Here is a 26,278-nt window from a genome sequence, read left to right on the forward strand (position 1 = left end):
AATAGTGTGTTGTAGCGGTTGAGCAGATTAATAAATAAATAAACTAGTAGGGCGGTGCTAAATAAGATAGGTAATATGGTTGATAATCAATATCATAAAGTATGGTATCTTTAGAGTCCTAAATGATAGGTTTTTATTTACGCTCACCTGGGGAGTGGGAACTTTTTAAAGACCTGTTTAAGGTCAATGATTAGTTCTTTTTAATAAAACTGTTTTGCATTATTAATAGTAATCATTATCATATATTTTATCTATGATTCATATATCGGGAGTATGGGCTTATGTCCTCTCATGTTAATGTACAAATCCCTTTGCCTTTAGCTCCTAGGAATCAAAAGCTACAAGTGGTTAATGTGACAGGGAGAACAGAGACTGTAAAAAAACTGTCGAGTATGGGCATTATGCCCAATACGATGGTTGAAATTCTTCAGTCGGCCGACGGAAATTTGATTATTGGTGTAGGAAATTCTCGCATTGCTATTGCATCGAGTCTAGCGCAAAAAATTATTGTTCAGCCTAATTAAAGCATAAGAGATACTAATTATGGGTTCTATAACAGATTTAAAAGTTGGCTGTAAAGCAAAGATAGTCAGTTTTGCTAAAGGGAATAAAGTATATCGTCAAAAACTGTTAACAATGGGTTTAACCCCAGGGACTGAGTTCACGTTAACCCGTTTAGCCCCTATGGGAGATCCTGTAGAAATTAATGTGAGAGGCTTTGCCCTTTCTTTGCGTAAAGATGAAGCCGCAATGTTAATTATTGAAGAGTAAAAGGATAAGCATAGGTAGAATATGGGAAAGCGAAAACTAGAAGTCGGCCTTGTCGGCAATCCGAATTGTGGAAAAACAACATTATTTAATGCGTTAACAGGTGCTCGTCAACAGGTAGGGAACTGGCCAGGGGTAACCGTTGAAAAGAAAATAGGTTTTTTCAGTTTTAATCAAACCGATATTGAGTTAGTTGATTTACCTGGTACGTATTCGCTAGATTATTTTGCGGATAGCACATCGCTAGACGAGCAAGTAGCGCAAAAGTATATTCTTTCTCGTTCTGCTGATCTTATTATCAATATTATCGATGCTTCTAATTTAGAACGTAACTTATATTTAACAACACAGTTATTAGAGATGCAAGTCCCTATGATTGTGGTTTTGAATATGATGGATGCGGCGAAATCTAAAGGCATAGAAATAGATATTGAGCAACTCTCAACGTTGTTAGACTGTTCAGTTATTCCGGTTATAGCATCTAAAAATCAAGGTGTTGGTAAGCTTAAAGAGTTTCTTGATAGTACAGAGCAATTCTCTATTCCCCATACACTTCCAGAGTATCCCCCATTATTAACATCAGCTGTTGAAGCAATGCAACAGAAATTATCATCCTTAGATGTTCATCAATTAAATTCACATTGGTTGGCGTTAAAACTGATTGAAGGTGATGCTAGTGCAATGCAGCTAGTCGATGCTGAACAAGTTAACGTGGCAAGTTCAGTTAAGGAAGATTTAGAGGCGGAGCTAGATGAAGAGTTAGATATTATAACCGCAGATGCGCGTTATAGCTTTATTGGTCGCATTACTAAGGCAACGATTAAACGTAAAGATCAATTGTCACGCACGACATCAGATAAAATTGATAGCATAGTTTTAAATAGAGTGCTTGGTATTCCTATTTTTCTTGTTGTCATGTATTTGATGTTCATGTTTGCTATTAATTTGGGGACTGCATTTACAGACTTCTTTGATGGATTCTTCGGTGCTATTTTTGTGGATGGGTTTAATCATGTGTTGTCTGGCATAGGTGCACCTGATTGGGTAAAAGTAATTTTTGCTGATGGGCTTGGCGGTGGCATTCAAACGGTTTCTACCTTCATTCCTGTTATTACATTCTTATTCTTATTTTTATCTATTTTAGAAGATTCCGGCTATATGGCACGTGCCGCTTTTGTGATGGATAAGTTTATGCGTTTTATTGGCTTACCAGGTAAGTCATTTGTTCCCCTTATTGTTGGGTTCGGTTGTAATGTTCCTGCTGTGATGGCAACAAGAACATTAGAAACAGAGCGCGATCGTTTAATGACGATGGCAATGGCTCCCTTTATGTCATGTGGTGCTCGTTTACCTGTTTATGCATTATTTGCCGCTGCATTTTTCCCTGTGGGAGGGCAAAATATTGTCTTTTTACTTTATCTGATCGGTATTGGTGCGGCAATTTTAACTGGTTTAGCATTAAAGAAGACATTGTTACCCGGCGAGAGCACTCCTTTTATTATGGAGTTACCTACATATCACTTACCGAGTGTTAAGGGTGTGGCCATTAGTATCTGGGGGCGTTTAAAAAGTTTTATTTTCCGGGCAGGGTCGGTGATTGTCCCCATGGTGATGGTATTAAATCTTCTAAATTCTATTGGGGTTGATGGTAGTTTTGGCCATCAAGATACGAAAGAGTCTGTTCTTTCATCGATTGGTAAAAACATCGCACCTGTATTTTCTCCTATGGGAATGACACAAGATAACTGGCCTGCAGCCGTGGGTATTTTTACCGGTGTTCTTGCAAAAGAGGCGGTTGTTGGAACGCTCAATGCACTGTATGAGGAAGCTGCCTCCTCATCAAAAGAAGCGACAGATAAGGAAGATACGTTTGATTTCTGGGGTGAAATACGTGCTTCATTCCAGACTATTCCTGATAATATTAAGGCATTATCACATAAGCTTATCGATCCTTTAGGGCTAAGTATTGCTGAGAATGGGGAGACTGAAAATGTATCACAAACAGTATTTGGGTCTATGAAAGAGTTATTCCCTAATACCGCAGCAGCATTTGCGTATTTATTACTTATTTTGCTTTATTTCCCTTGTGTTGCTGTAATAGGGGCAGTCACCCGCGAAGCGAATTTACGTTGGGCCGTGTTTATTGGTTTGTGGTGTACAGGATTAGGCTATAGTGTTTCAGTTATTTTTTATCAGCTAGCTATATTTACAGTATCACCAATCCATTCGATCAGTTGGATTGTTGGCTTAGTTATTTTTATAGTTGCAGGATTATTAATAATGAAACGTTATGCTGCGAAAAAGCTACAAAAACTTACCGTTAAAGTTTTGGCTCAGGAGTAGTCAACATGACACCAAGTTTATTAAAGCAATATTTACAAGAACATGAACAAGCTAGTTTAAGAGACCTTGCTCTACATTTTGATGTCAGTAGTGAAGTCATAAAAGATGCTATGAGCCTTTGGTTACGTAAAGGAAAGGTTGAGCAAAGCACAGTTTCTGGTTGTGATAAAGGTTGTTGCCAATGTGATAGTGAGTTGACAACAATTTATTATTGGAAAAGTTAATACTAGGTTATTGATCTCAAGCTAAATTTTTATGTTTTTTAGCTAAAAGTCTGTACATGACGTGATGATAATGGTACGATTTGGATACCGTTATTACTTACGGATTTGATTTAAAAAATTATAGTATTTGTAAAAAAGGAAAAAGTATGCTTAAGTCTATTAAATTTGCTGCATTAGCTTCTGCTGTAGTAGTAGCTGCTGGTTGCCATAGCTTCAATACAAACAGAACTGCTGCAACCTTGTCTTCTCAAGGTATCGTAACTAACGAAATTCGTGCTGATATCAAAGTTGGTGAAAGAGTTTCTGGTGAGTCTAACCTAAATGTATTATTTGGTTTCATCTCTTTTGGTGGTGATAGCAACTTCGTTGATGGTGTTGGCTTCAATGGTGTTTCTTCTGGCGGTTTATTACCATCAAATCCTTTAGACAAAACTCCACAAGTTCAAGCAGCTGCAGCATATAATGCTTTAACTCCAGTGAACGGCGATGTATTAATTTCTCCACGTTACGAAATCACTGTTGATGATTATTTTGTTTTCAAGAAAATTCACGTAAAAGTAACTGGTTACAAAGGTACTGTTAATAGCATTTCTGCTACTAACAAGTACAGCGATGGTTGCTGTTTAGTAAAATAATTTAGTTAATAAACTAAATTAGACAAAAAACCAGCATTTTTGCTGGTTTTTTGTGGGTGATATTTTTATAAATAAAAGGAAGATTGCTCTTCCTTTATATTTTTGGGGTATTTTTACTTTTTGTTGATGGCTTGGATTGCTGTTAATGCAATAGTGAATACAATATCTTCCACCAGTGCGCCACGAGATAAATCATTCACAGGTTTTCTTAGTCCTTGTAGCATAGGACCGACACTAATCACTTGAGCACTACGTTGAACGGCTTTATAAGTTGTATTACCCGTATTTAGGTCTGGGAAAACAAAAACAGTGGCTTTGCCTGCCACTTGACTATTAGGGGCTTTTTGTTTGGCGATACTATCAACCGTTGCTGCATCGTATTGAAGTGGGCCATCAACCATTAGATCAGGTCGTTTTTGCTTAACAAGGTCTGTCGCCTGTTTTACCTTCTCAACGTCAGCACCAGTACCTGATGAGCCAGTCGAGTAACTTATCATTGCAATACGAGGGGTAATGCCAAAAGCAGTAGCTGACTCAGCACTTTGAATGGCTATGTCTGCTAATTGTTCAGCGGTAGGATTAGGGTTTATTGCACAATCACCGTAGACCAATACTTGTTCAGGTAAAAGCATAAAAAAGACGGAGGAAACAAGATTGTATTCGGGGGCCGTTTTAATAAGCTGTAATGCAGGTCGAACTGTATTGGCTGTTGTATGGACAGCACCTGAAACTAAACCATCCACATCGCCTGTGGCAAGCATGGTAGTTCCTAACATCACCGTATCTTGGAGCGCTTCAGTTGCTAATGCTTCTGTCATTCCCTTAGATTTACGTAGCTCTACTAAAGGAGCAACATACTGTTGGCGAATGGTATCTGGATCTATAATTTCAAGGTCACGAGGGATTTGTAATGTCAACTCATTAGCAATACGTTTTACTTCATCAGGTTTGGCTAATAATACACAGCGAGCAATTTTGCGCTCTTGGCAGATAATAGCTGCCTGAATGGTTCTGGGTTCATTTCCTTCTGGAAGAATAATACGCTTATTGGCTTCTACTGCACGTTTTACTAATTGATAGCGGAAGATAGGCGGTGTGATACGCAACTCTTGTTTTAAATGACTACGCTGAGTTAAATAATCTGTATCTAGTGTTTGAGAAATTTGAGCAGCAAGTTTTTGTGTATCAGTATTTAAATCGGGGGCTGCATAATTAGCAATAATTTTGAATTGGCTATTAAATAACTCGTGAGCTATTTGTTCTAAGTGTGCTTTAGAAAGGTTAGTTCCAGTTTGTGCATGGGTGTTTAGGATAGTACCAATAAATCTAGAATTTTTTATTCCCCCAAAGGTTTGAATCTGGATTTTGATATTTTCAATAAACTCCTCGGCAGTGGTATTTCGTTCACTGGGTTGTGCAGCAATAATAATATCTGCATTCAGGCTTTTAACTAATGCGGTGTTAATCAATGTGGCATAGCTAGCCTCTGGTGACGGGATAACGCCTTCAACAATGACAATGTCATTTCCCTGGGCTGCCTCTTGAACTAGATGAGCGCAGTCCTCTAAAGCTAGATCTAATAGACCCTGACTTAAATATTGTTCAACTTGTTTTCTAGAGAGTGGGTGAGGGGATTTTATATTTAAGGTTTTCTCAATCAGTTGGGTAGCGTAGTCAGGTGTATGTTCTGTTATTTGCTGTGATATCGGCTTACAGAAACCAACTTTCATCCCTTTGTTTTGTAAAGCCTGAATAAGCCCAGCGCTAATAGAAGTTAAGTTAATTTCAAAATCTGTGGACGTAACGAAAAATGCATGCATGATTTTCAATCCTATCTTTATTCTTTATTTATAAACTCATTTAAACAATATTTATACTGAATACGTTGACTACTGTTTTGTTGTGACTCCTGACTGATAAAGCACCTGTAGCGGGTTCTTATAGTATTTAAGCCCTAACAAATCTAAAGGATTGATTAGGGCTTATTTAGGCTAGCTAATAGCGTTATCTACTTACTTTACAAATAGTAATGTATCTAATGCAATTTGACGCTCTTCGTTTGTAGGCATTACAACAATACGAGGTGTATTAGGCTTATTAATTAGGCCCGCAGTCCCGCGTGCTAATTTTGTATTAGCTTGTGTGTCGATTTCAAGACCTAAGAGCTTTAACCATGAAACAGTTAGTTCTCTAATTAAAGAAGAGTTTTCACCAATACCACCTGTAAAGATTAATCCATCTAAACGAGGTAGTGCACAAGCCATGCTTGCTAATGATTTAGCGAGGCGGTAGCAAAATACTTCAATAGCCAATGTTGCCCCTTTATGGCCTTCTTCTCTAGATTGCTCTAATGTACGCATATCATTAGATAAACCAGATAGACCTAAAAGACCACTTTGTTTGGTGAGTAGATTCTCGATCTCATTGATGGACATTCCCAAAACACGAGATAAATGACCAAATAAACCAGGGTCTACATCTCCACTGCGTGTTCCCATGCATACGCCTTCTTGTGGTGTCAACCCCATGCTGGTATCTACGCTTTTTCCATTAGATACCGCACAAGTAGAACTACCATTTCCTAGATGGGCGGTCAACCAATGGCTGTTGTCTACGGGCAGATTGCAAAATTCTGCGGTTTGATGACTAACATAGCGGTGGCTAGTACCATGGAAACCGTAGCGACGGATATTATGCTTTGAATAATAGTCTTCAGGAATACAATAACGAAATGCTTGTTCTGGCATAGTTTGATGGAAAGCCGTATCAAAAATAGCAACCTGCAATAGATCAGGATAAACGTCTAGTGCTGCACGCATACCTTGTAATGCTGCTGGGTTGTGTAAAGGTGCCAGAGGAGAGATACGTTCTATTTCAGAAAGAACTTGTGGTGTTATCTTTGTTGGTGCAGTAAATATGTGTCCACCGTGTACCACTCGGTGTCCGATACCATCCAGTTTCCCATGACAAATTTCTTGAACTAGAGGCATAATCTTAGATAAAGCGTCCTTATGGTCTCCGCTTGGGATAGATAAAGTGTTTTTATCTTCTCCTATTTTCCAAGAAACAACCGCTTGGGGAGTGTTTAGGCATTCAGCTAAGCCAGAAATGGCAAACTGACTTTGTTCAGGGTTAACTAAAGCAAACTTTAGTGATGAGCTACCACAGTTGATAACTAAAATATTACGAGAGACCATAAAAAATACCTTCAAGTTATATACGTATCTACGAAAAACATTGGATAGTATAATTTATATAAAAAGCTAAGTAACTTTAATTAGCAATATTATTGTCTGTTAATTGACCGACATAAAAATACATTGAAATATTTGTAAAAGTTATTATTTTTTTGTTTCAAGTTGTTTTTATACGACTCTAATAAATTACAGTAATGGCAATATTATGCAAGACTAATTATACAAATTTTAATAAGTTTTTAGTCGATATATTCTTCTTAGCATTGTAATATGCACATCTCAATTCAAATTATTTATAAAAAAGGCCAATAGCATGCAAATTGAACCTAAAAAAGCAGTATATATTGATTATACATTAACCAATGAAGCAGGTGATGTATTAGACAGTTCTGAGGGGCATTCTCCTCTGGCTTATTTACATGGATTTAATAATATTATTCCTGGTTTAGAAGGTGCATTGTTAGGAAAAAAAGTAGGTGATGAGCTTGAAGTTACTGTTGAGCCTAAAGATGCTTATGGTGATTATTCCGTTGAGCTAGTAGCAGAAGTTCCTCGCAGTGCTTTTCAAGGTGTTGATAAATTAGAACCTGGTATGCAATTTCATGCTTCAGCGCCTGATGGCGGTGTGCAAGTTGTAGTTATACGTGATATTGATGGTGATAATGTTACTGTTGATGGTAATCATCCTTTAGCGGGTCAACGCCTAAACTTTAAAGTAAAAGTAATGGATGTTCGCGATGCAACTGAAGAAGAGTTAGCTCATGGACACATTCATGGCGAAGGCGGTCATCAGCATTAATATTTAATCATGAGATGGGTGATTAATCTTATCCATCTCATATTCATTAATTATTATTCGCTGTTTGCTTTTGTAATCCCGCCCAAATAACTGCCACGATAATAATCAAACCACCCACGACTGTTCTTATGCTGGGTATTTCATGAAATAAAATCCAAGCGCCAATAATGGCATAGACAGGTTCTAGCGCAATAATAATAGAGGCTGTTTTAGCGTTAATTGCTGTTAAACTACTAATAAAAAGATAATAAGAAAGCCCTGTACATAAAAGACCTAAGCAGGCGATCCATAACCAATCCATTTTAGGTACGGTATTTAGTTGGTTAAAGCTAAATGGAAATAGAATAATAAGGACAATAAAACATTGCCACCAGCAAATTTGTACACCTGTTGTTAGTTTTAGACTGTAACGATTAATCACTACGCTAGCACCATAAATAGTACCTGAAATAACCCCCCAAATTAAACCTACTGTTCCTTCGTTGTTAAGGTCAAAAGAGGGCGTGACCATAATAAGGCCAGCGGAGACACAAATCAGTAAGCTATATTCCGCCGCAGTGATTTTCTCTTTAAAAAAAATCATCTCAAATAAAGCGACACAAGCAGGAAAGCAAGCAAAGCCGAGAGTTGCCACGGCAATATTACCTACTTTAATGGCATGGAAGAAAGAGACCCAGTGGGCAGCCAATAAGATTCCCGTCAGTGTCAGTGTATAAAATGCTTTTAATGGGATGTGCCACGGTATTATACGAAAATGAAGGCTCAAGATTGTCATTGCAAGAATAGCAAAAATAGATCGGCCAAAACTGAGAATTGATGCATCGCTTATAATGAGATTACCAAAGATACCAGAAATACCAAATAAAACAGCGGCAATATGCATTTGAATTAATGCTATTTTTTTTGTCATGATGACTCCACGTTTATTGAGCGTTAAATGCTTGTCCATTTACTTTGTTACTGTCAGGACCAAGTAAATAAAAATAAATAGGAAGAATTTGCTCAGGTAATGGATTGTTTGTCACCACTTCATCAGGGTAAATCTGTGCTCGCATCTCTGTTCTTGTTGCACCTGGATTGACACTATTGACGCGTACGTTTGTGTGTTGCAACTCGTCTGCAAGGCATTGCATAAGTCCTTCTGTTGCAAATTTAGATGTTGCATAAGCTGACCAGTTAGCACGGCCCATACGGCCGACAGAACTTGAGGTGAATATAATAGAGCTTTCAGGGGCTTTGTCTAATAAAGGAAAGAGTGTTTTAGTTAAAGCAAAGCTAGCATTAACATTGATATGCATAACACGATTAAACTCATTATTAGAAAGCTGAGTAAAAGGTTTTAGATCAGCGGCAACGGAAGCATTATTGACTAAACCATCTAAGTGAGTGATTTGCTCAGACAGTATGGTGTAGAGTGTCTGGTAGTCATCCTCGGAGGCATGTTCTAAATCAAAAGGGATTATTATAGGCTTGGGTAAGCCTTGGTCTACTACTAGCTCACTAACATATTGCAGTTTTTTAACTGAGCGTCCTAGTATGATAACTCTTGCACCCAGAGTTGCACAACCAATAGCAAGTGCTTTACCAATGCCTTGCCCCGCACCAGTAATAAAAATGGTACGGTCAGCAAGTAAACAAGGAGGGGGAGTATAAGTATACATGTAAAAATTAAGCAATATCTATAGGGTTAAAGTGAGTTATTCTTTTTCTTTTTTGTCCATCTCATCCCATTTTACGTTACGTTCACGAATAACTTTTTTCTCTGCTTCTGTTAAGTTGAGCTTTTTATTTGATTTTAATAAAGAAAATAAAGGACTAATAATAATACAAATTGCTATAAATAAGATTGTCCAACCATACCATGGCATATTAGATCACTCCTTTTATGAATGAGTTATGTGATTAGTATAGTTTACTTTATGCTTAATAGGATACAATATTTTAATCATAACATTAGGATTGCATGTGGAACTATTGTGGCAGGAATAACGAATAGAAAGAAGTTTGTTATTGGCTTTTGGGTCATTTTTGCGTTGCTATTTATTGTGTGCCATAAATTTTTAGCCAGTATTATTCTTGATTACCAGCGTCGCCCAGCGGTTGAAACTGAAGAAGCTTATCAATTGATGAGGCAATATCAGCAGTCTGTGCTTATTTTTTACAAGCAATATCACCGTTGTCCCGTAATGACTGATAAATCGTTGATAATACATAAAGTAGAGGCTTATCATTATGTTAAAACAATACGCTTTTTAGAAGATCCCGCTACAAAAATGTGTTTTATTAATGCTGTGATGAGAAAGGATACGCCAAGTAAGGTTGTTAAAGGGCGTTTACTTATCATTGCTTACGACACAAACAAACCGAATGATAACTGGCATTGTTATACGAATATTGAAAGTAAATATACGGTGTCTCCTTGTCGCGATAGACCATTACCCCAGAGTTTTTTGCATATTGTTCAGCAATATGAGTTATCTATAAAAGATGACTAAGTAGAGAGTAAAGGAGCTTTTTGAGGTCGATTAATCTAATTCTATGCCATCGTTGATTATAAATTGAGGGCAATTTCTGTTATAGTATAGGCTTGATTTTTTTATTTTTATTATGAGTTATTACTTTACATGCCCCATCTTTTTTCTGTTAAGCCTTTTAGTCGTCAAGTTATTAAGGAGAGTCATGATGATTATCAGGTGGTACAAGATTTTTATCAGACAGGGGAAAAGCGTACATCTCCTTTTCTCTTACATAAAAACAATTCGACTCCAGTTAGCTTTGAATATGATCATCTGCTAATTGATGGCGTATTAACGTTATATTATAGAACCGGTGCAGTAGAGCAACAGATTACTTATAATGAAGGAAAACGTTGTGGGCTTTGGCAATCTTGGTATTTAAGTGGGCAGAAGGCGGGTGTTGGGCGCTTTTTACAAAATAATAAGGAAGATTGTTGGCGTAAATACTGGCCTGATGATCAAAGCTCCTATATTGAGTCTTATTATAAAAAAGGTTGGTTACATGGAGAACATAAAGCCTTTGATGAAGGGCGTTTAATCCTTGAAGGACATTTAGAAGAGGGCATGCGTACAGGAATATGGGTAACCTATTACGATAACCATCAGAAATCCATGGAGAAAAACTATTACCAAGGCTTAGAAGAAGGTTCCTTTATCTCTTATTATGAGCAAGGAAATAAGTATGTTGATGGTTATTTTCATCATAGTGAACGAGAAGGATGGTGGGTTACTTATTATGAAAATGGCCAGAAAGAACAACAACAATGTTATGTCAATGGGAAAGCACAAGGCTTATATCAAGCTTGGTATGAATCAGGAGAAAAACAGACAGAAGGCTATTACCAAAATGGTGAGCGTCATGGTATATGGCGAACATGGTATGCAAACGGACACCTTAAAACAGAGGACAGTTATGACGAGGGAATACGCCATGGCTTTTGTCGATCTTGTCACCCAGAAACGGATGAGCAAGTAGCTATTTATTTTGAAGATGGCTCACCTGTTGAAGATATTGTTTGGCTTGAATGGCATGACAATGGACAACTAGCCCTAGAAGCACCTTATGTCAATGGATTAGAGGAGGGGCTGTGGCGACTATGGTATGAAAATGGTCAGCAAGATCAGCTGATTCCTTATCATGAAGGCTCTTTTCAGGGGGAAGGTGGGTGTTGGTATGAAAATGGCCAGAAAGAACGAGAAGGATGTTATGAAAAAGATTTCTTACAAGGTCTCACAAAATATTGGCATGACAATGGGCAATTAAAAACACAAGTGGCCTATGAGAAAGGATTAGAAGAGGGGCCATGTATTGACTGGTATGCCTCTGGCAGTAAAGAAAAAGAATGTTTTTATAAACAAGGGAAGTTAGTGGGCGCTTATGTTTTTTGGCATGAAAACGGAAATAAATCTGTTGAAGGTGTTTATAGAGACGGTTTACAAGTTGGATTCTGGCGATATTATTTAGAAAATGGTACGTTATTTAATGAAGTGTTGTTTGAGAATGGATTGGCCATCACGGGGATAGATCGAATTTTCGAGTATCCCTGAGATAGAAATGACAAGGTCTCAGATAAGAACACCTTGTTAACCACTGGTAGCTAACTATTGAGACTACGCATAACTTCGATGATGTTAGGAAGTTGTGAAATACGCCCCAGTAAACGCCCAAGTGCATCTAAGCTGGTGATTTCAATAGTTATTTTCATTGTTGCGGTATTGTTTTCTTTATTTGAGAGAGTATTCATGGCGAGTGTGTTCACTTTCTCATTGAGTAAAACTTGTGAAATATCGCGCAGTAAACCTGATCGATCATAAGCTTTAATGTGGATATCCACAGGGTATGTGTGTGCAGGTGCTATACCCCAATCAACTTGTATCATCCTTTCAGGTTCTTTACTCGCCAGTTGTAGCGCATTAGGACAATCTTGGCGGTGAATAGTTACCCCGCGGCCTATTGTGATATAACCAATAACAGGATCTCCCGGAACAGGATGGCAACAATTAGCCATCTGCGTCATAAGATTTCCTACACCCTGAATTTGAATTTCTCCTGCGTTATTTCCCATCCTACTTGGGCGGCGTTGTATGAGCTCAAGTTGTTCAATGGTATTATCACTGGGTTCATTAAGTTGAGTAGCAAGGTTAACAATGTGGTTAAGCCTCAAATCACCCGCACCCAAACCTGCAAAAAGATCATCAGCAGATTTGACATTTGCTTTTTCGATTAAGGCATTAAGATTAGGTAAGCGTAAAGCAAGACGTGAAAGCTCACGTTCTAACATTGCTTTACCTGCCACAATATTTTGATCTCGATCTTGTAGTTTGAACCAGTGAATGATCTTAGCGCGCGCTTTTGATGTATTAATATAGCCAAGGTTAGAGTTTAGCCAGTCGCGACTAGGGCTTCCCTCTTTAGTTGTAATAATCTCAACTTGTTCCCCTGTCTTTAAAATATAGTTTAAAGGAACAATGCGACCATTGATTTTTGCACCGCGGCAGCGATGGCCTACTTCAGTATGCACTCGATAGGCAAAGTCTAAAGGAGTGGCGCCTTTGGGTAAGTCGATAGCATGTCCATCGGGTGTGAAAACATAAACTCGGTCAGGTTCTGTGTCTAATCTGATTTGATCCGCAATTCCCATGACATCACCGAGTTCTTCTTGCCATTCGAGAACTTGGCGCAGCCACGCAATTTTTTCTTCGTAGTGATCAGATTTATTTTTTAGATCGGTTCCTTTGTAGCGCCAGTGTGCACAAACACCCAACTCTGCTTCTTCATGCATGCTATGCGTACGTATTTGTACTTCTAACACTTTCCCTTCTGGTCCAATCACGGCAGTATGCAATGAGCGGTAACCGTTTTCTTTAGGGTTGGCAATATAATCGTCAAACTCTTTAGGAATGTGTCGCCATAAGGTATGAACAATACCTAATGTTGTATAGCAATCGGCTAATGTAGGAACGAGTACACGAACAGCACGAACATCGTAAATTTGGCTAAATTTAAGCCCTTTCTTTTGCATTTTACGCCAGATGGAGTAAATATGTTTAGCGCGGCCACTGATATCGGGTTCAATATGTGCTTCTTCAAGCTTTTCGCGTAGTTGTTGCATAACATCTGCAATGTATTGTTCGCGATCAAGGCGACGCTCATGGAGTAATGTGGCGATCTGTTTGTATTGTTCGGGTTCTAAATAACGAAAAGAGAGGTCTTCCAGCTCCCATTTTATATGACCAATACCTAAACGATGAGCAAGAGGTGCATAAATATCAGCTACTTCGTGGGCAACCTTTATTTTTCTTTCAGGTGATGCGTTTTTAACAGCACGAATGGCGCAAGTACGTTCGGCTAGCTTAATAAGTGCTACACGAACGTCATCAATCATGGCCACTAACATTTTGCGCAGGTTTTCTACCTGTGCTTGTGGTGTTAGCATATCAGATTGAACAGGGTTATTGGCAAGGGTGATAGCCGCCATACGTAAAACCCCTTCGATCAGTTTAGCAACGACATCACCAAATTTTGCTTGTACATCTTCTAAAGGAATATAGTTTTCGCGCACGGCACGATAGAGAACGGCAGCGATTAATGTTTCTTGGTCTAGGTTTAAGTCAGCAAGAATTTCGGCAATATCAAGCCCGTCATGAAAGCAAGACGTATCGTCATTCCAGCTTTTGTGAGATGGAGTTCCTGTATTAGCTGCATGATTGACATATTCACATGCTTCCCTTAAAGCATCTATATCTAAGTCAGAAACCATGGAGTTAATATGCTCTAACCATGTGTCTAGGTTAATACTACCATCTTCATTAATAGATTGATGTGCTTTGACCTGTACCATGAAACTACCTTAATAAAAAATGATTTTTTATTGTACCGATATTGCTCTTATCTCTCAAATAATACCATCGTTTCTATATGCGATGTTTGTGGAAACATATCTATTATACCTGCTTTTATTATTTGGTATCCTTGTTTTGTCAATAACTCAGCATCTCTTGCTAATGTTGCAGGATTACAGGAAATATAAAGTATACGATTTGTATCAAGCTCACCCATTTGCTTTATTACTTGTATTGCACCATCTCTGGGGGGGTCTAAGACAATAGCAGAGAGTTTTTCTCTAGTCCATGTTTTGCCAGTAATGGGCTGAGAAAGATCAGCTTGGTGAAATACGGTATTGTTAAGGTTATTGTTGAGAGCATTGTTTTTTGCGCTTTCGACCATGGTTTCTACAACTTCAACACCGATCACTTTTTTGGCTTGGGTTGCCATAGGAAGTGTGAAATTACCTAGCCCACAGAATAAATCCAAAATCGTATCATTAGGTTGTATAGTTAACCAGTCAAGAGCCTGTAATACCATCTGTTGGTTGATAGAGGCATTGACTTGTATAAAGTCACCCATTTGATAATTTAGGTGAAGCGGTTTCGTTTCAAAGCTCAATGAATATTGCAATGCTTGTGTTTCATCAAAAGGCGTAGGCTTGTCTTTACCTTGTAACCAAAGTTGACAGTGGTTCTCTTTGCAAAAGAGTTGAAATTGTTGAATATCGCTATCAGTTAGCGGTTTTATATGGCGAACCAATAGTGCGGTATGGTCGCCATCAAATAGTTCAATGTGACCAAGGTTATGGGGCGCGTTTAATGCATTTAAGCAAGTGGGTAGTTTTTGTAATAGTTGCTGTAATGGAGCTGTTAGAACGAGACAATCTTTAATCGGAACGATTTGTTGGCTAAATGCTGCCCTAAAACCAACATGAAGTGTTTTTGTCTTTTCATCAAAGCGTACCGCAATGCGTGCGCGACGGCGATAGCCAAAAGGCTCTCCGACTAATGGAGGTTGCCAGTGGGTTATTTTTATAGAAGAAAAACGCTGAAGTTGGTCAATAACACTGCTTTGTTTAAGCTGGACTTGCTCATCGTAAGGGATGTGTTGTAACTCACAGCCACCACAAATCCCCGCATACTGACAAAGGGGGGCTTGTCGAAGCGGGGAGGGGGTTATTATACGTTCGCATTTAGCATTAACCCATTGGCTTTGAGAGGACATAACTCTAGCTTCTATCTCCTCTTGAGGGAGTGCCCCTGCAACGAACCATGTTTTATCTTGTAGCTTGACGATTCCTCGGCCATCATGAGAAAGGCGCTCAATGGTCAAGCACTGCTTTTTCCCTACAGGAATTGTTTTTGTTATACTTTGCTTGTGGTTATGTTGGAAACGTAGGTTAGTATTTTTCTTTTTCATGCGTGTGGATCGTTATAAATACCAGTTGATAAATAGCGATCGCCGCGATCACAGATGATGGCTACAATGGTTGCATTATTGACTTCTTTGGATAGCCTAAGTGCCCCTGCAACTGCTCCGCCCGAAGATACCCCACAGAAAATACCTTCTTCTCGCGCTAAGCGGCGCATTGTATCTTCTGCCTCTTGTTGCTCCATATCGATAATACGGTCAACACGTTGAGCTTCAAAAATTTTTGGTAAATAGGCAGGATTCCAACGTCTGATCCCCGGAATAGATGAACCCTCTTTAGGTTGTAGACCAACAATTTCAATAGCATTGTTTTGCTCTTTAAGATAACGAGAAACACCCATGATGGTGCCTGTTGTTCCCATAGCACTGACAAAATGAGTCACAGAGCCTTGTGTTTGTTGCCATATTTCAGGGCCTGTACTGGTGTAATGTGCTTCTGGGTTATCGAAATTGGCAAATTGATTCAGTACCAACCCCTGTCCATTCTTCTGCATTTCAAGGGCAAGGTCACGAGCACCTTCCATTCCTGTTTCTTTTGATACAGTAATAAGCTTTGCACCATAAGCAGACATGGCCGCTTTACGCTCAGCACTCATATTATCGGGCATAATGAGTGTCAGTTTATAGCCTTTAATAGCCGCAGCCATGGCCAAGGCTATACCTGTATTACCGGATGTGGCCTCAATCAGTGTATCTCCTGCTTTGATAGCACCACGCTGTTCTGCCAGTGAAATCATTGATAAAGCAGGTCTGTCTTTGACAGACCCCGCAGGATTATTTCCTTCAAGTTTGACCAAAATAGTGTTGGTAGTTTTACCAGATAGTCTTTGTAGTTTTACCAGAGGCGTGTTGCCTATAGTTTCAGCAATAGAGGGATAATTTATGCCCATAGCCTTTAGTATTCTCTTAAGCTAGTTGAATTAATTATTTATCATACACTATACACATAAAAAGGATGAAACTGGATTTTTTAAGTCTTTTTATTAAGTATTTTTATTCATAAGGATAGAGAAAAAATTTATAAGTTTTATTTCAGTTTTGAGAGATGTATCACAATTACCTATTAAATAAAATGACGATAAATTATGTTAACGTATACTACCTTAGTATTAATAAACAATATTTTTATTCTAAATATAAGACGCTTAGCAGCGTTAAGTAAGGTTTTATGAGTAGCGGGAGATTACTTATATGGATAGGCGAGTTGGGCATATTCTTAAATGGCAGACATTTTTACTGTTGAGTTGTGCCTCCTCTATCGCATTAGCCGATAGAGCTAGTTGTTCAGTTTCTGCTGATGGATTAACAAATAACTGCAGTGGTGTCTATTCTTTGTATGATTCGAGTAATTTTAACTATCAAAATGTCGTGGTTAATAATACGGGCATTTCGACAGGTTATAGTCCTGATGTGCAAGGCTTCGGAGTTTATGTTTCTCAACATTCAACAGTCCAGAATTTAACAGTGAATATGAAAGGTGGTATTTGGGGTGGATTTTTACCGACCGATGGTTTTGGGACTGATGCGATTAGAACGCAAGGTAGCGGTTCACTAACCGTTACAGGAAAATTGATTGTTAATGCAATAGGGAGTTCTGCCGATGGTATTAATGCTTCTATAACTAGTAATGCTACTGTTAATACAGGTAATAATACGGAAATTAATGCAAAAAGTGGTGTTGCAGTCCGGTCTAATTTAACGCAATACAGTACTGGTGAAAATACGATAAATATTGGCGATAATGCAACGATTAATACATTGGGTTATGGCAGTAATACAAGCGATTCTCTAGGCTATGCGTTATATGCTGGCAGTAGAGACTCAGGTGATAATGTTCTTTCTCGAGAAGGGTCGGCAGTTGTCACTGTTGGAAAAGACAGTACTATCACTACCACCGGAAATAATGCTTATGCAGTGTATGCTAATAAAACAGGCTATATACAATTAGGCGATAATGCCACTATTACTACGTCTGGGGCAGCTGCACATGGTATCGTTGCGCAAGATGGTACGATTACTGCTAATGGAACTACTCAAAGTTATTCAGGAGGTGTTGTTGATCTTTTGGGCAACACAACAATCACTGTAGACCCGACGAAAAATAGTAATGCAATCTACTCCAGTGGCAATGGGTCTGTTGTATCATCTTCTAATACAGACAGAGCCACAACGGTCGCAGCACAGACATCAGGTAAGTTCAATGTTGTAGGTAATATGCTGGTTGATAATGGTGGCAAAATAGATCTACGCATGACCGATGGTTCTTCCTTTATAGGAAATACAGCGATTACTAATAATAATGGTACATTAAATTTAGATATTACAGGCGCTAATAGCCGTTGGCAAATGAACGATAGTTCACAATTGACTAATTTAGATTTAAAAAATAATGCAGCGGTTGTATTGGGGGATCAAACAACAGCAGTAGATAATACTAATCAAGTTGTGCTAACAACAGAAAATCTAACAGGAAGTGGTAATTTCTTCATGCGCACTAATATTGTTGGTTCTGGATTAGGTGCTAATAATATAGGTGATCTTTTACAAGTGACGGGTTCTTCACAAGGCAATCATGTGGTCACTGTCTCTGATTCTTATAATGGTTCTGCAGCAGTCGACGGAACAGAACGGTTGAAAATTATTGAAACGGCTGACGGAAATGCTAACTTTGCATTAACGGGTACAGGTACTGTTGATGTGGGCGCTTATCAATATACCCTCAATAAAGGAGATTCGAAGTTTTCTGAAAATGCTAATAATTGGTATTTAAGCGCTAAAGCAGGTGGTGGTCAGTTAACCAATGCGGCAGACCACTCAGTCAATATTTTAAATATTAACTATCTTTTAAATTATGCAGAAACTCAGACTTTGCTTCATCGCATGGGTGAGTTGCGTCAACCCCGTGATAAAGATTGGGACTTTTGGATACGCGGCTTTGCTGGAAAAATGAACTCATTCAGTGGCAAGTTATCTGGATTTGATATGGATTACCATGGATTTCAAGCTGGTTTAGATAGACGTTTTATTGTGGATGGTAATGACCTTTATACAGGTATTATGGTCGGAACCAGTAAAGCAAAAGCCGATTATGATGTTGGTAATGGTGATACTACAAGTTACCATGTAGGACTTTATACAACCTATAAAACACAAAATGATTTTTATGTTGATGCTATTGCCAAATACACAGTCATGAAAAATGATTTTAATACAACGACTGGCGGTGGTTATCAAGTCAATGGCGATGGTAAAACCAGAGGCTATACTTTAGGATTGGAAACAGGAAAACGTTTTTATTTTGATCATATGGCTAAAGCAGGCTGGTATGTTGAACCACAAGCTCAGTTAACCTATTCTTATCAAGACAGTGCAAAAATTCACTCAAGCAATGGACTAAAAACTAAATTAGACAGTTATGAATCCATTCTTGGACGAGCCAGTGGTGTTGTTGGATATAACATAAATCAAGGAAAAACCCCTGTTGATGTGTATTTTAAAACAGGCTATGTGAAGGAGTTTGATGGTAGAACAAGTTACTCATTTAATGGTAACTCTGCAACGCGTAATAAATATGCATTTGACGGCAGCTGGTGGGACAATGGCATTGGGATCAATGCTAAAGTGAATAAACAACATAATATCTATGCGGAAGCTGATTTTTCGAAGGGTAGTCGCTTTAATAATAAAAGTATTAAAGTAGGTTATCGTTTAGAGTTTTAATCGCATAGAGTAATACATTAAAACCTAGCAATTACTTTTTGTTTATTAGTAGTTACTAGGTTTTGTAGTTCATAAAATAAAGATTAATATTTTTCTGGTACTAATCTGTAAGGATAGTTAGGTTCTTTATAATCCCCTTTTTTCTGGCGTTCAGGAAGTGTTACTTTTTTAAGCGGTACTTTTTTATAGGGAATCAAACTAAGGATATGGCTAATAATATTAAGATGTGCTCGTCTTTTATTATTTGAGTCGACAATATACCAAGGTGCCCAAGAGGTATCTGTAGACATAATCATATCATCTCGTGCTTTTGAGTAGCCATACCAACAACTATAAGACTTAATGTCCATAGGTGATAATTTCCAAGTTTTTCTGGGATCAGTCATACGGCTTTTCATGCGTTTTTCTTGTTCTTCCATATTGACCTCAAGCCAATACTTTATCAATATCACCCCAGAATTAATGATGGCTTTTTCCATAAAAGGGATTACTTCTAAGAACTCTCTACTTTCTTTCTCTGTACAAAATCCCATAACACGCTCAACACCTGCTCGGTTATACCAGCTTCTATCAAAGATGACCACTTCGCCAGCAGCTGGTAGGTGTGGGATATAACGCTGCATATACATTTGACTTTTCTGACGCTCAGTAGGAGCTGGTAAAGCGACGACTTGAAATGTTCTTGGGCTCACTCGTTCAGTTAGTGCCTTAATAGCACCACCTTTTCCTGCTCCATCCCTTCCCTCAAAAATGATACAAATTTTTTGGCCAGTTTGCTTTACCCATTCTTGTAGAGCTACTATTTCACCTTGTAACTTTTCTAACTCTTTGTAGTATTCTTTTTTTGATAGCTTTATTTTTTTCTGTGTCAGTTGGTTAGATAAATCTATGCTTGTTGGTTTATCCTTAATTGTTGTCTTTGGTGTAGAACTTTTTTTAGATTTTTCCTTTTGTGGCTTATTCATGATAAATTCCTCTTTATAGCCATTAAAAAATGATATTTTTTTATTATTTCTGATGCTAGATTAATGCTTAATAATCGTTGTTACTAGTTTTTTAATTATGTAATTGTAAGAAAGATTAATATATGACGGCGTTTTGTTTTAATTTTTTTTCTATTGCGATGTGCGAGAAACGCTATAAGACATATTATGAATAAAATAGAATTTAAGTTTTTAATAATGAATATACAAATAAGGCCTACAGTATGGGGTTAAGATACTTTTTAGCTTATGTTACAACATTATGCTGTTTAAGTATTTCTTGTTATGGGGAGTTGCTGCCTGAAGTAAAAGAAAAGTTACTTGTCAAATTACCTGATAATTTGAGTCAGAATGCCTTTGTCGGATTGCTTGCGATAGAGTCTCCAGTAGATAGGAATCCTATGGAGATTGGCAAACAATTTATTATAAAAAGAGTGAATGCTCAGCATTTGGCCATGGAAAAACGAGATATCAATATTCTTAAAAGTACGGAGAAGCTTTTCAGTGGTTTTAGTGAGGAGAGAATATTAGGTTTTGATGACTATCAGTCTTATTTTTTTCCCTGTAAGAGTTTTATCGAGAAAAATTGCATAAGCAATATTATGGCAGAAAAAATAAAAACGAAGGCTTTTATAAGGCATAATCTCTTATTGGTACGCTATAAGGTTTACTTAAAACTACCTATTTATGAGTCAGTTGATGATGATACTGTTGGTTTGATAGGATCAAACTATATCAGATTGTTGCATTTACATTTAAAAGACATTACATATACCATCGCAGACAATCGTGTAGATGAAGGGTTAGAAAATTTACAACTAGAGCTAGATTTTGCAAAAAAAGCATTAACCCAAAATAAAAATATCACATTAGGTGACTATGTGATTTTTTCACAAGGTTTAAGAAAAATATATTATTTAATTAGTGAGCTATTGGATATACCGCTATTAGCTTCACAATTAGATAATCCAAAACTAGTTAAGTTGCTGGAGTCTTTCACAGAACTGGAGCAACAATCATTAGTTAGGGCTTTTGACGGGTATCGAGATCAAGAATTGCGAATGCTCTATTTATATCCTGAAAGGTGGAAAGATAATGTACTTAATAAAGTAACAATATTTGAAGGGCTAAGCATAATAGCAAAGCAAGATAGTGCATTCGATACCGATGAAACAATGAATTTATTTTATAACGAGATGAATACGTTTAGCGAAGAGAGTAAACAGCTATTGATTAATGCCTCTACAAATGATCAACAAGTGTTGTCGCCTGTTTTTAAAGACACTACTTTAAGTCTAAAAGCGTTGTCGGATGTCTATGGTATGGAGAATATCGGTGGTAGATATTATGTACAAGCTAAAATGAACCAGATGCATGACTGGAGATTGAGTCAATATGATTTGGTTGGTTATTTAAGTTTAGTGCAGCTTAAGTTAAAAATTAAACAAGCCCATATTAATAAAGAAGAAGTTTCCAATTTTTTAAAACAACTAAATAGCAAGGCTTCTCATCCTTATAGTAAACAACCTGCTGTGTGGGATGAGAAGACACAAACATTGTCTTATAAATGGTTAGATCAGTATTTTAGTAAGGATAATCCTACTATGCGAGTTTACTTACGTTTTTAATGGATTATTTAAGGATGATTTTTTATTGGTCAACCGTTAGTAAAAATGGGTAGAATAACAGTAATCTCTAATAATTGACTATAACAGCAGATGAAATAATAAAGTCTGTGAGGAGCTTGGTGTGGAACGTGAGTCTATGGAGTTTGATGTTGTTATCGTCGGTGCGGGACCTGCGGGGCTGTCTGCAGCGTGTCGGCTAAAACAAGAAGCATTAAAAACAAGTCAGGAAATTAATGTTTGCGTAGTGGATAAGGGTGTTGAAGTAGGTGCTCATATTTTGGCCGGTACTGTTTTTGAAACAAAAGCATTGCAGGAGTTATTTCCGGATTGGCAAGAAAAAGGCGCGCCTGTTACAACCAAAGTTCTTCGTGATGATATTTATTTATTGACCGGTGAGAAAAGTGCACAGAAGATTCCTAATCTTTTTGTTCCTAAAAGTATGCATAATGAAGGTAATTACATTATTTCCTTAGGCATGCTTTGCCGTTGGTTAGCAGAACAAGCAGAAGCTCTTGGTGTTGAAGTTTATCCTGGGTTTGCTGCTCAAGAGTTATTAATTGATGAGCAGAATAGGGTGTATGGTGTATTAACGGGTGACATGGGCGTTGATAAAGAAGGTAAGCCAAAAGACGGGTTGTATACGCCAGGCATGGAGTTACGTGCTAAATACACTCTGTTTGCCGAGGGATGTCGTGGCCATTTAGGTAAGCAACTTATTGAGCGCTACCGTTTAGATGCAGAGTCTGATGCACAGCATTATGGTATTGGTATTAAAGAGCTGTGGGAGATTGACCCTGCTAAGCATGAGGAAGGGCTTGTTGTGCATACCACAGGTTGGCCATTAACAAAGTCTAGCCCCGGTGGTTCCTTTTTATATCATGCAGAAAATAATCAAGTATTGGTTGGGCTTATTGTTGATTTATCTTATGACAACCCGTACTTATCTCCTTTTGAAGAATTCCAACGGCATAAATTACACCCCGTTATCCGCCAGTATTTAGATGGTGGTAAGCGTATTTGTTATGGTGCGCGTGCAATTACTAAAGGTGGTTTTAATTCGTTGCCTAAAATGGTTTTCCCCGGTGGTGCGCTCATTGGCTGTGAACTTGGAACACTCAATTTTTCAAAAATCAAGGGCTGCCATACCGCGATGAAAACGGGAATGTTAGCGGCAGAGTCTATTGTTGATGCTTTATCAGTGGGGCGCTCCGGTGATGAGCTAGCGACTTTCTCTTCATCGTTTAAAGAAAGTTGGGTTTATGATGAGCTGTATGCTTCGCGTAATTTTGGCCCAGCGATGCATAAATTTGGTACGTTTATGGGGGGGATGTTTAATTACATTGACCAGAGTATTTTTGCGGGTAAACTACCGTTCACGCTGCATGATAATCACCCTGATTACACGACATTAAAGAGGGCGAGTGAGTCTCAAAAAATAAGTTATCCTAAGCCTGATGGCGTGATAACATTTGACCGCTTATCTTCTGTCTTCTTGTCCAATACCACTCATGAAGAGAATCAGCCTTGTCACTTACAATTGCTTGATGCGGATATTCCTATTAAGAAAAATCTTCCTGAGTATGGTGAACCATCACAATATTATTGCCCCGCAGGTGTTTATGAGGTAGTAGATGGCGATGATGGAGCTAAACATTTCCAAATTAATGCCTCTAACTGCGTACATTGTAAAACGTGTGATATAAAAGACCCTGCTCAAAATATTAATTGGGTACCACCTGAGGGTGGTGGTGGGCCTGTTTATCCTAATATGTAGAGGTTTTAAAAGGTGGCATATAATAGCCACCTTTTTTATTTAATAATTTTGTACAGTACTATAAACGCCCTGAATAACTTTAGCCATGCGGTTATAGTCTAAATCTTCCCAACTATCGCCATTAGCCTCATGGTAGTGAACGTTACGATAAAATGAGGTATCTGTGATCATAACCGCTGGAATGTCATGTTTCCAATAGTTACGGTGGTCTGAAAAATCAACTCCAGTGATAAATGAGGGCGCGTTGAGTGAGTAAACAGGTAAATCTGTTGCGCCAAGCATATAGCTTTTAATGGTTGCTGTGGCTTTTCTATTGTCCATATTACTGATAATAGCAATAAAATTACCTTTATCACTGTAGAGTTTTTGCATAAGTTTAAAAGGAAACTGCTGTGAGTTAGGTTTATCGCTAAAATAACCTATCATCTCAAGAGATATCATGAGCTTAATTGGCTGACCTGCAACCGATTGCGCATGAATTGCACTGCCCATATCCTTTGTTCTGAAAAAGGGTGGTTCTTCTAGACTATAAGCGATTAACTCAATGGGTGTATTGGGTGGGTTTTCCTTCAAGAGCCTAGCAAGCTCCAATAGTCCGGCTATACCACTGGCATTATCATCAGCACCTTGTGTTTGACAGCAACTATCATAGTGAGCACCAATAATGATACGCGCTCCTTTTTTAGGGCCAAAGTGGCTAATAATATTACGGTATTTTATATTGTCTATTGTAAAGATTTGTTCTGACACATCATGGGAGTAAGATTGCATGTGTTGTTTTATATAATCTGCTGTTGCATTCAGGTTATCCAAATGTAAATAGTTTCTGGGGTGATTTGTGACAGAAAGCTGTTTAACATGTTGGATAAGATTTTGTGTAGAAATATTAGGGATGACCAGAGCTGTTTTTTTAGGCTTAACAGAAGATTGTGTTAATAGTGAGCAGGCAGAAATAGTCAACAAGCTGATAAAGAGAATTATGCCGGCTATAGAAATAGTTATTTTCGTATAAATAGACATGTTATTTCCTTAATATCTATTTGTATGCAGTAGCGGCTAAATAAAATTAGCCGCTTAGATTAGTCGAGTTCTTCCACAGGTTGAGGGGGTGTTTGTAGCCAATAACGGCGAGAGATCAAGTAAAAAATAACCAATGCGATTAAAACAAAAATAGCACCTACATAGCCAATATAAGAAATATCCATTTTAGCTAGTACAATACTGCCCACTAAAGCGCCACCACCGATACCAATATTAAAAATACCAGAGAACATAGAAATAGCAACATCAGAGGCATCAGGAGCCGCATCGAGGACTTTTGTTTGTAGTGCCAATGCAATGACTGTCATCGCACCACCCCAGATGAGGCAAAGTATCATTACACTAACGTGAGTATTAGCACTGATGGTTAATAAAATTAAACTGGCTAATAAGCAACTAATGGAGATGATCGGTAATGCAATGGGATGTTGAGCTGATTTTTTTGTAAAAATAATACTACCAATGATGCCTGCTCCTCCTATTATTAAGAGAAGGAATACAACGAAGTTTTCACTAAAGCCAGCCATAGTTGTCATAAATGGTGCAATATAGGTGTAGGCAGTGAAGTGTCCTGTAACAATAATCGCGGTGAGAAGATAAACGTACATTAAGGTAGGGCGTTTAAAGAGCGAAGGTAAACTCTTTAAAGAACCTGCATTATTGCTAGGCAGTCTGGGTAGTAACCAAATGAGAATAAACATCACAATAAATGCAGTGATAGCAATACAGAGAAAAGCAATACGCCAGCCTAAGTGTTGGCCGATGATGGTACCAATAGGAACACCCAAAACAGTCGCGAGTGATGACCCTGTGACAATAAAACTTAAAGCTTTTGCACGCTTATGAAAAGGGGCGATGCGTGCAGCAAGCGGTGTAGTAATTGCCCAGAAGACAGCATGTGCACAAGCTATTCCCACGCGTGCAGTCATTAAAGAGGCAAAACTCCATGCAAGCCAAGCAAGAACATGGCTACCAATGAAGAGAATAAAGAGGATAACGAGCAGTAAACGTCTTTCAATTTTTGCTGTTAAAATGGTCAATGGTAATGACATGATGGTCACAACCCATGCATAACCTGTAATTAAAAGGCCTGTATGTGATACATCCATATTAAAGCTTTTGGCAATGCTAGGGAGCAAGCCAACAGGGAGAAATTCTGTCGTATTGAAAATAAAAGCTGCAAAAGAAAGCGCTATAACAGGTAGCCAAGCTCGCCAGAATTTTGTATTTTGATCAGTGGATGTGTTATTCATAGGTGGAAGCATGCGTTAGTAGAAAAGGCTACTGTAGCAGTTTGTGATGAATATTTCATGTGTAGTTAAGAAAAATTATGCGTTGTTTTTATGTTAAATAATTTATTAATAGGTTAAATCAGCATGGTGAATATTCT

Annotated in this window: 22 protein-coding genes; 11 read left to right on the plus strand and 11 right to left on the minus strand. The window is 38.0% G+C overall.

What is annotated here, in order from left to right:
* Positions 1–281: 281 nt before the first annotated feature.
* The 5 genes from DM558_RS14735 to DM558_RS14755 all read left to right on the plus strand — a co-directional run bounded on the left by DM558_RS14735 (position 282) and on the right by DM558_RS14755 (position 3,970).
* Positions 282–524, plus strand: a complete 243-nt coding sequence (locus DM558_RS14735; RefSeq protein WP_109703805.1) for a FeoA family protein — start codon at positions 282–284, stop codon at positions 522–524.
* A gap of 19 nt (positions 525–543) precedes the next feature.
* On the plus strand, positions 544–771 hold the full coding sequence (locus tag DM558_RS14740; protein ID WP_127164632.1) for a FeoA family protein: 228 nt from the start codon (positions 544–546) through the stop codon (positions 769–771).
* Between the two features lie 21 nt (positions 772–792).
* On the plus strand, positions 793–3,111 hold the full coding sequence (feoB, locus tag DM558_RS14745; RefSeq protein WP_127164633.1) for a Fe(2+) transporter permease subunit FeoB: 2,319 nt from the start codon (positions 793–795) through the stop codon (positions 3,109–3,111).
* Positions 3,112–3,116: 5 nt separating this feature from the next.
* The gene (locus DM558_RS14750) at positions 3,117–3,335 is read left to right on the plus strand and encodes a FeoC-like transcriptional regulator (RefSeq protein WP_109703800.1); all 219 of its coding nucleotides are present in this window, start codon (positions 3,117–3,119) and stop codon (positions 3,333–3,335) included.
* 146 nt (positions 3,336–3,481) lie between these two features.
* Positions 3,482–3,970, plus strand: a complete 489-nt coding sequence (locus tag DM558_RS14755) for a hypothetical protein (protein WP_109703798.1) — start codon at positions 3,482–3,484, stop codon at positions 3,968–3,970.
* 113 nt (positions 3,971–4,083) lie between these two features.
* Here DM558_RS14755 and pta read toward each other — a convergent pair whose 3' ends face one another.
* On the minus strand, positions 4,084–5,790 hold the full coding sequence (gene pta, locus DM558_RS14760; RefSeq protein ID WP_127164634.1) for a phosphate acetyltransferase: 1,707 nt from the start codon (positions 5,788–5,790) through the stop codon (positions 4,084–4,086).
* Between the two features lie 192 nt (positions 5,791–5,982).
* Complete coding sequence (locus tag DM558_RS14765; RefSeq protein WP_127164635.1) at positions 5,983–7,167, minus strand: acetate kinase; 1,185 nt, start codon at positions 7,165–7,167, stop codon at positions 5,983–5,985.
* Between the two features lie 313 nt (positions 7,168–7,480).
* Between DM558_RS14765 and DM558_RS14770 the strand changes: the two genes are divergently transcribed.
* Positions 7,481–7,966 carry an FKBP-type peptidyl-prolyl cis-trans isomerase gene (locus DM558_RS14770; protein ID WP_109704375.1) on the plus strand — a complete coding sequence of 162 codons (486 nt, stop codon included), beginning with the start codon at positions 7,481–7,483 and terminating at the stop codon, positions 7,964–7,966.
* Positions 7,967–8,012: 46 nt separating this feature from the next.
* On the opposite strand, the gene DM558_RS14775 is transcribed toward DM558_RS14770, so the two are convergent.
* Genes DM558_RS14775 through DM558_RS14785 form a run of 3 tightly spaced genes read right to left on the minus strand, consistent with a single transcriptional unit; the run spans position 8,013 to position 9,834 of the window.
* Positions 8,013–8,876 carry a DMT family transporter gene (locus DM558_RS14775; protein WP_127164636.1) on the minus strand — a complete coding sequence of 288 codons (864 nt, stop codon included), beginning with the start codon at positions 8,874–8,876 and terminating at the stop codon, positions 8,013–8,015.
* Between the two features lie 13 nt (positions 8,877–8,889).
* Positions 8,890–9,627, minus strand: a complete 738-nt coding sequence (locus tag DM558_RS14780) for a YciK family oxidoreductase (protein ID WP_127164637.1) — start codon at positions 9,625–9,627, stop codon at positions 8,890–8,892.
* A gap of 36 nt (positions 9,628–9,663) precedes the next feature.
* Entirely contained in the window at positions 9,664–9,834 is a 171-nt protein-coding gene (locus DM558_RS14785; protein WP_109703789.1) for a DUF2897 family protein, read from the minus strand.
* Positions 9,835–9,942: 108 nt separating this feature from the next.
* Between DM558_RS14785 and DM558_RS14790 the strand changes: the two genes are divergently transcribed.
* Together DM558_RS14790 and DM558_RS14795 are read left to right on the plus strand one after the other, a co-directional pair.
* Complete coding sequence (locus tag DM558_RS14790; RefSeq protein ID WP_127164638.1) at positions 9,943–10,461, plus strand: hypothetical protein; 519 nt, start codon at positions 9,943–9,945, stop codon at positions 10,459–10,461.
* Between the two features lie 129 nt (positions 10,462–10,590).
* A complete protein-coding gene (locus DM558_RS14795) occupies positions 10,591–12,030 on the plus strand; it encodes a toxin-antitoxin system YwqK family antitoxin (protein ID WP_127164639.1) in 1,440 nt (479 codons plus the stop codon).
* Between the two features lie 50 nt (positions 12,031–12,080).
* On the opposite strand, the gene relA is transcribed toward DM558_RS14795, so the two are convergent.
* From relA to cysM, 3 genes are read right to left on the minus strand one after another with little or no spacing between them, the layout of a single operon-like run.
* Entirely contained in the window at positions 12,081–14,324 is a 2,244-nt protein-coding gene (relA, locus tag DM558_RS14800; RefSeq protein WP_109703784.1) for a GTP diphosphokinase, read from the minus strand.
* Between the two features lie 47 nt (positions 14,325–14,371).
* Complete coding sequence (gene rlmD / locus DM558_RS14805; RefSeq protein WP_127164640.1) at positions 14,372–15,730, minus strand: 23S rRNA (uracil(1939)-C(5))-methyltransferase RlmD; 1,359 nt, start codon at positions 15,728–15,730, stop codon at positions 14,372–14,374.
* Positions 15,727–16,632, minus strand: a complete 906-nt coding sequence (gene cysM / locus DM558_RS14810) for a cysteine synthase CysM (protein WP_127164641.1) — start codon at positions 16,630–16,632, stop codon at positions 15,727–15,729. The genes rlmD and cysM overlap by 4 nt, the downstream gene beginning before the upstream one ends.
* A gap of 301 nt (positions 16,633–16,933) precedes the next feature.
* On the opposite strand from cysM, the gene DM558_RS14815 reads away from it, so the two are divergent.
* Positions 16,934–19,462, plus strand: a complete 2,529-nt coding sequence (locus DM558_RS14815) for an autotransporter outer membrane beta-barrel domain-containing protein (RefSeq protein ID WP_127164642.1) — start codon at positions 16,934–16,936, stop codon at positions 19,460–19,462.
* 83 nt (positions 19,463–19,545) lie between these two features.
* On the opposite strand, the gene ppk2 is transcribed toward DM558_RS14815, so the two are convergent.
* Positions 19,546–20,427, minus strand: a complete 882-nt coding sequence (ppk2, locus tag DM558_RS14820) for a polyphosphate kinase 2 (protein WP_109703776.1) — start codon at positions 20,425–20,427, stop codon at positions 19,546–19,548.
* 242 nt (positions 20,428–20,669) lie between these two features.
* Between ppk2 and DM558_RS14825 the strand changes: the two genes are divergently transcribed.
* Both DM558_RS14825 and DM558_RS14830 read left to right on the plus strand, forming a co-directional pair.
* On the plus strand, positions 20,670–22,073 hold the full coding sequence (locus DM558_RS14825; protein WP_127164643.1) for a hypothetical protein: 1,404 nt from the start codon (positions 20,670–20,672) through the stop codon (positions 22,071–22,073).
* A 121-nt stretch (positions 22,074–22,194) separates the two neighbouring features.
* Positions 22,195–23,847: an electron transfer flavoprotein-ubiquinone oxidoreductase gene (locus DM558_RS14830; RefSeq protein ID WP_127164644.1), complete on the plus strand. Its 1,653-nt coding sequence runs from the start codon at positions 22,195–22,197 to the stop codon at positions 23,845–23,847.
* Positions 23,848–23,886: 39 nt separating this feature from the next.
* On the opposite strand, the gene DM558_RS14835 is transcribed toward DM558_RS14830, so the two are convergent.
* Together DM558_RS14835 and DM558_RS14840 are read right to left on the minus strand one after the other, a co-directional pair.
* On the minus strand, positions 23,887–24,867 hold the full coding sequence (locus DM558_RS14835; RefSeq protein ID WP_127164645.1) for a M28 family peptidase: 981 nt from the start codon (positions 24,865–24,867) through the stop codon (positions 23,887–23,889).
* Between the two features lie 59 nt (positions 24,868–24,926).
* Positions 24,927–26,141 carry a sugar transporter gene (locus DM558_RS14840; RefSeq protein WP_109703769.1) on the minus strand — a complete coding sequence of 405 codons (1,215 nt, stop codon included), beginning with the start codon at positions 26,139–26,141 and terminating at the stop codon, positions 24,927–24,929.
* Positions 26,142–26,278 lie beyond the last annotated feature (137 nt).

Source organism: Entomomonas moraniae (assembly GCF_003991975.1).
Classification (GTDB): domain Bacteria; phylum Pseudomonadota; class Gammaproteobacteria; order Pseudomonadales; family Pseudomonadaceae; genus Entomomonas; species Entomomonas moraniae.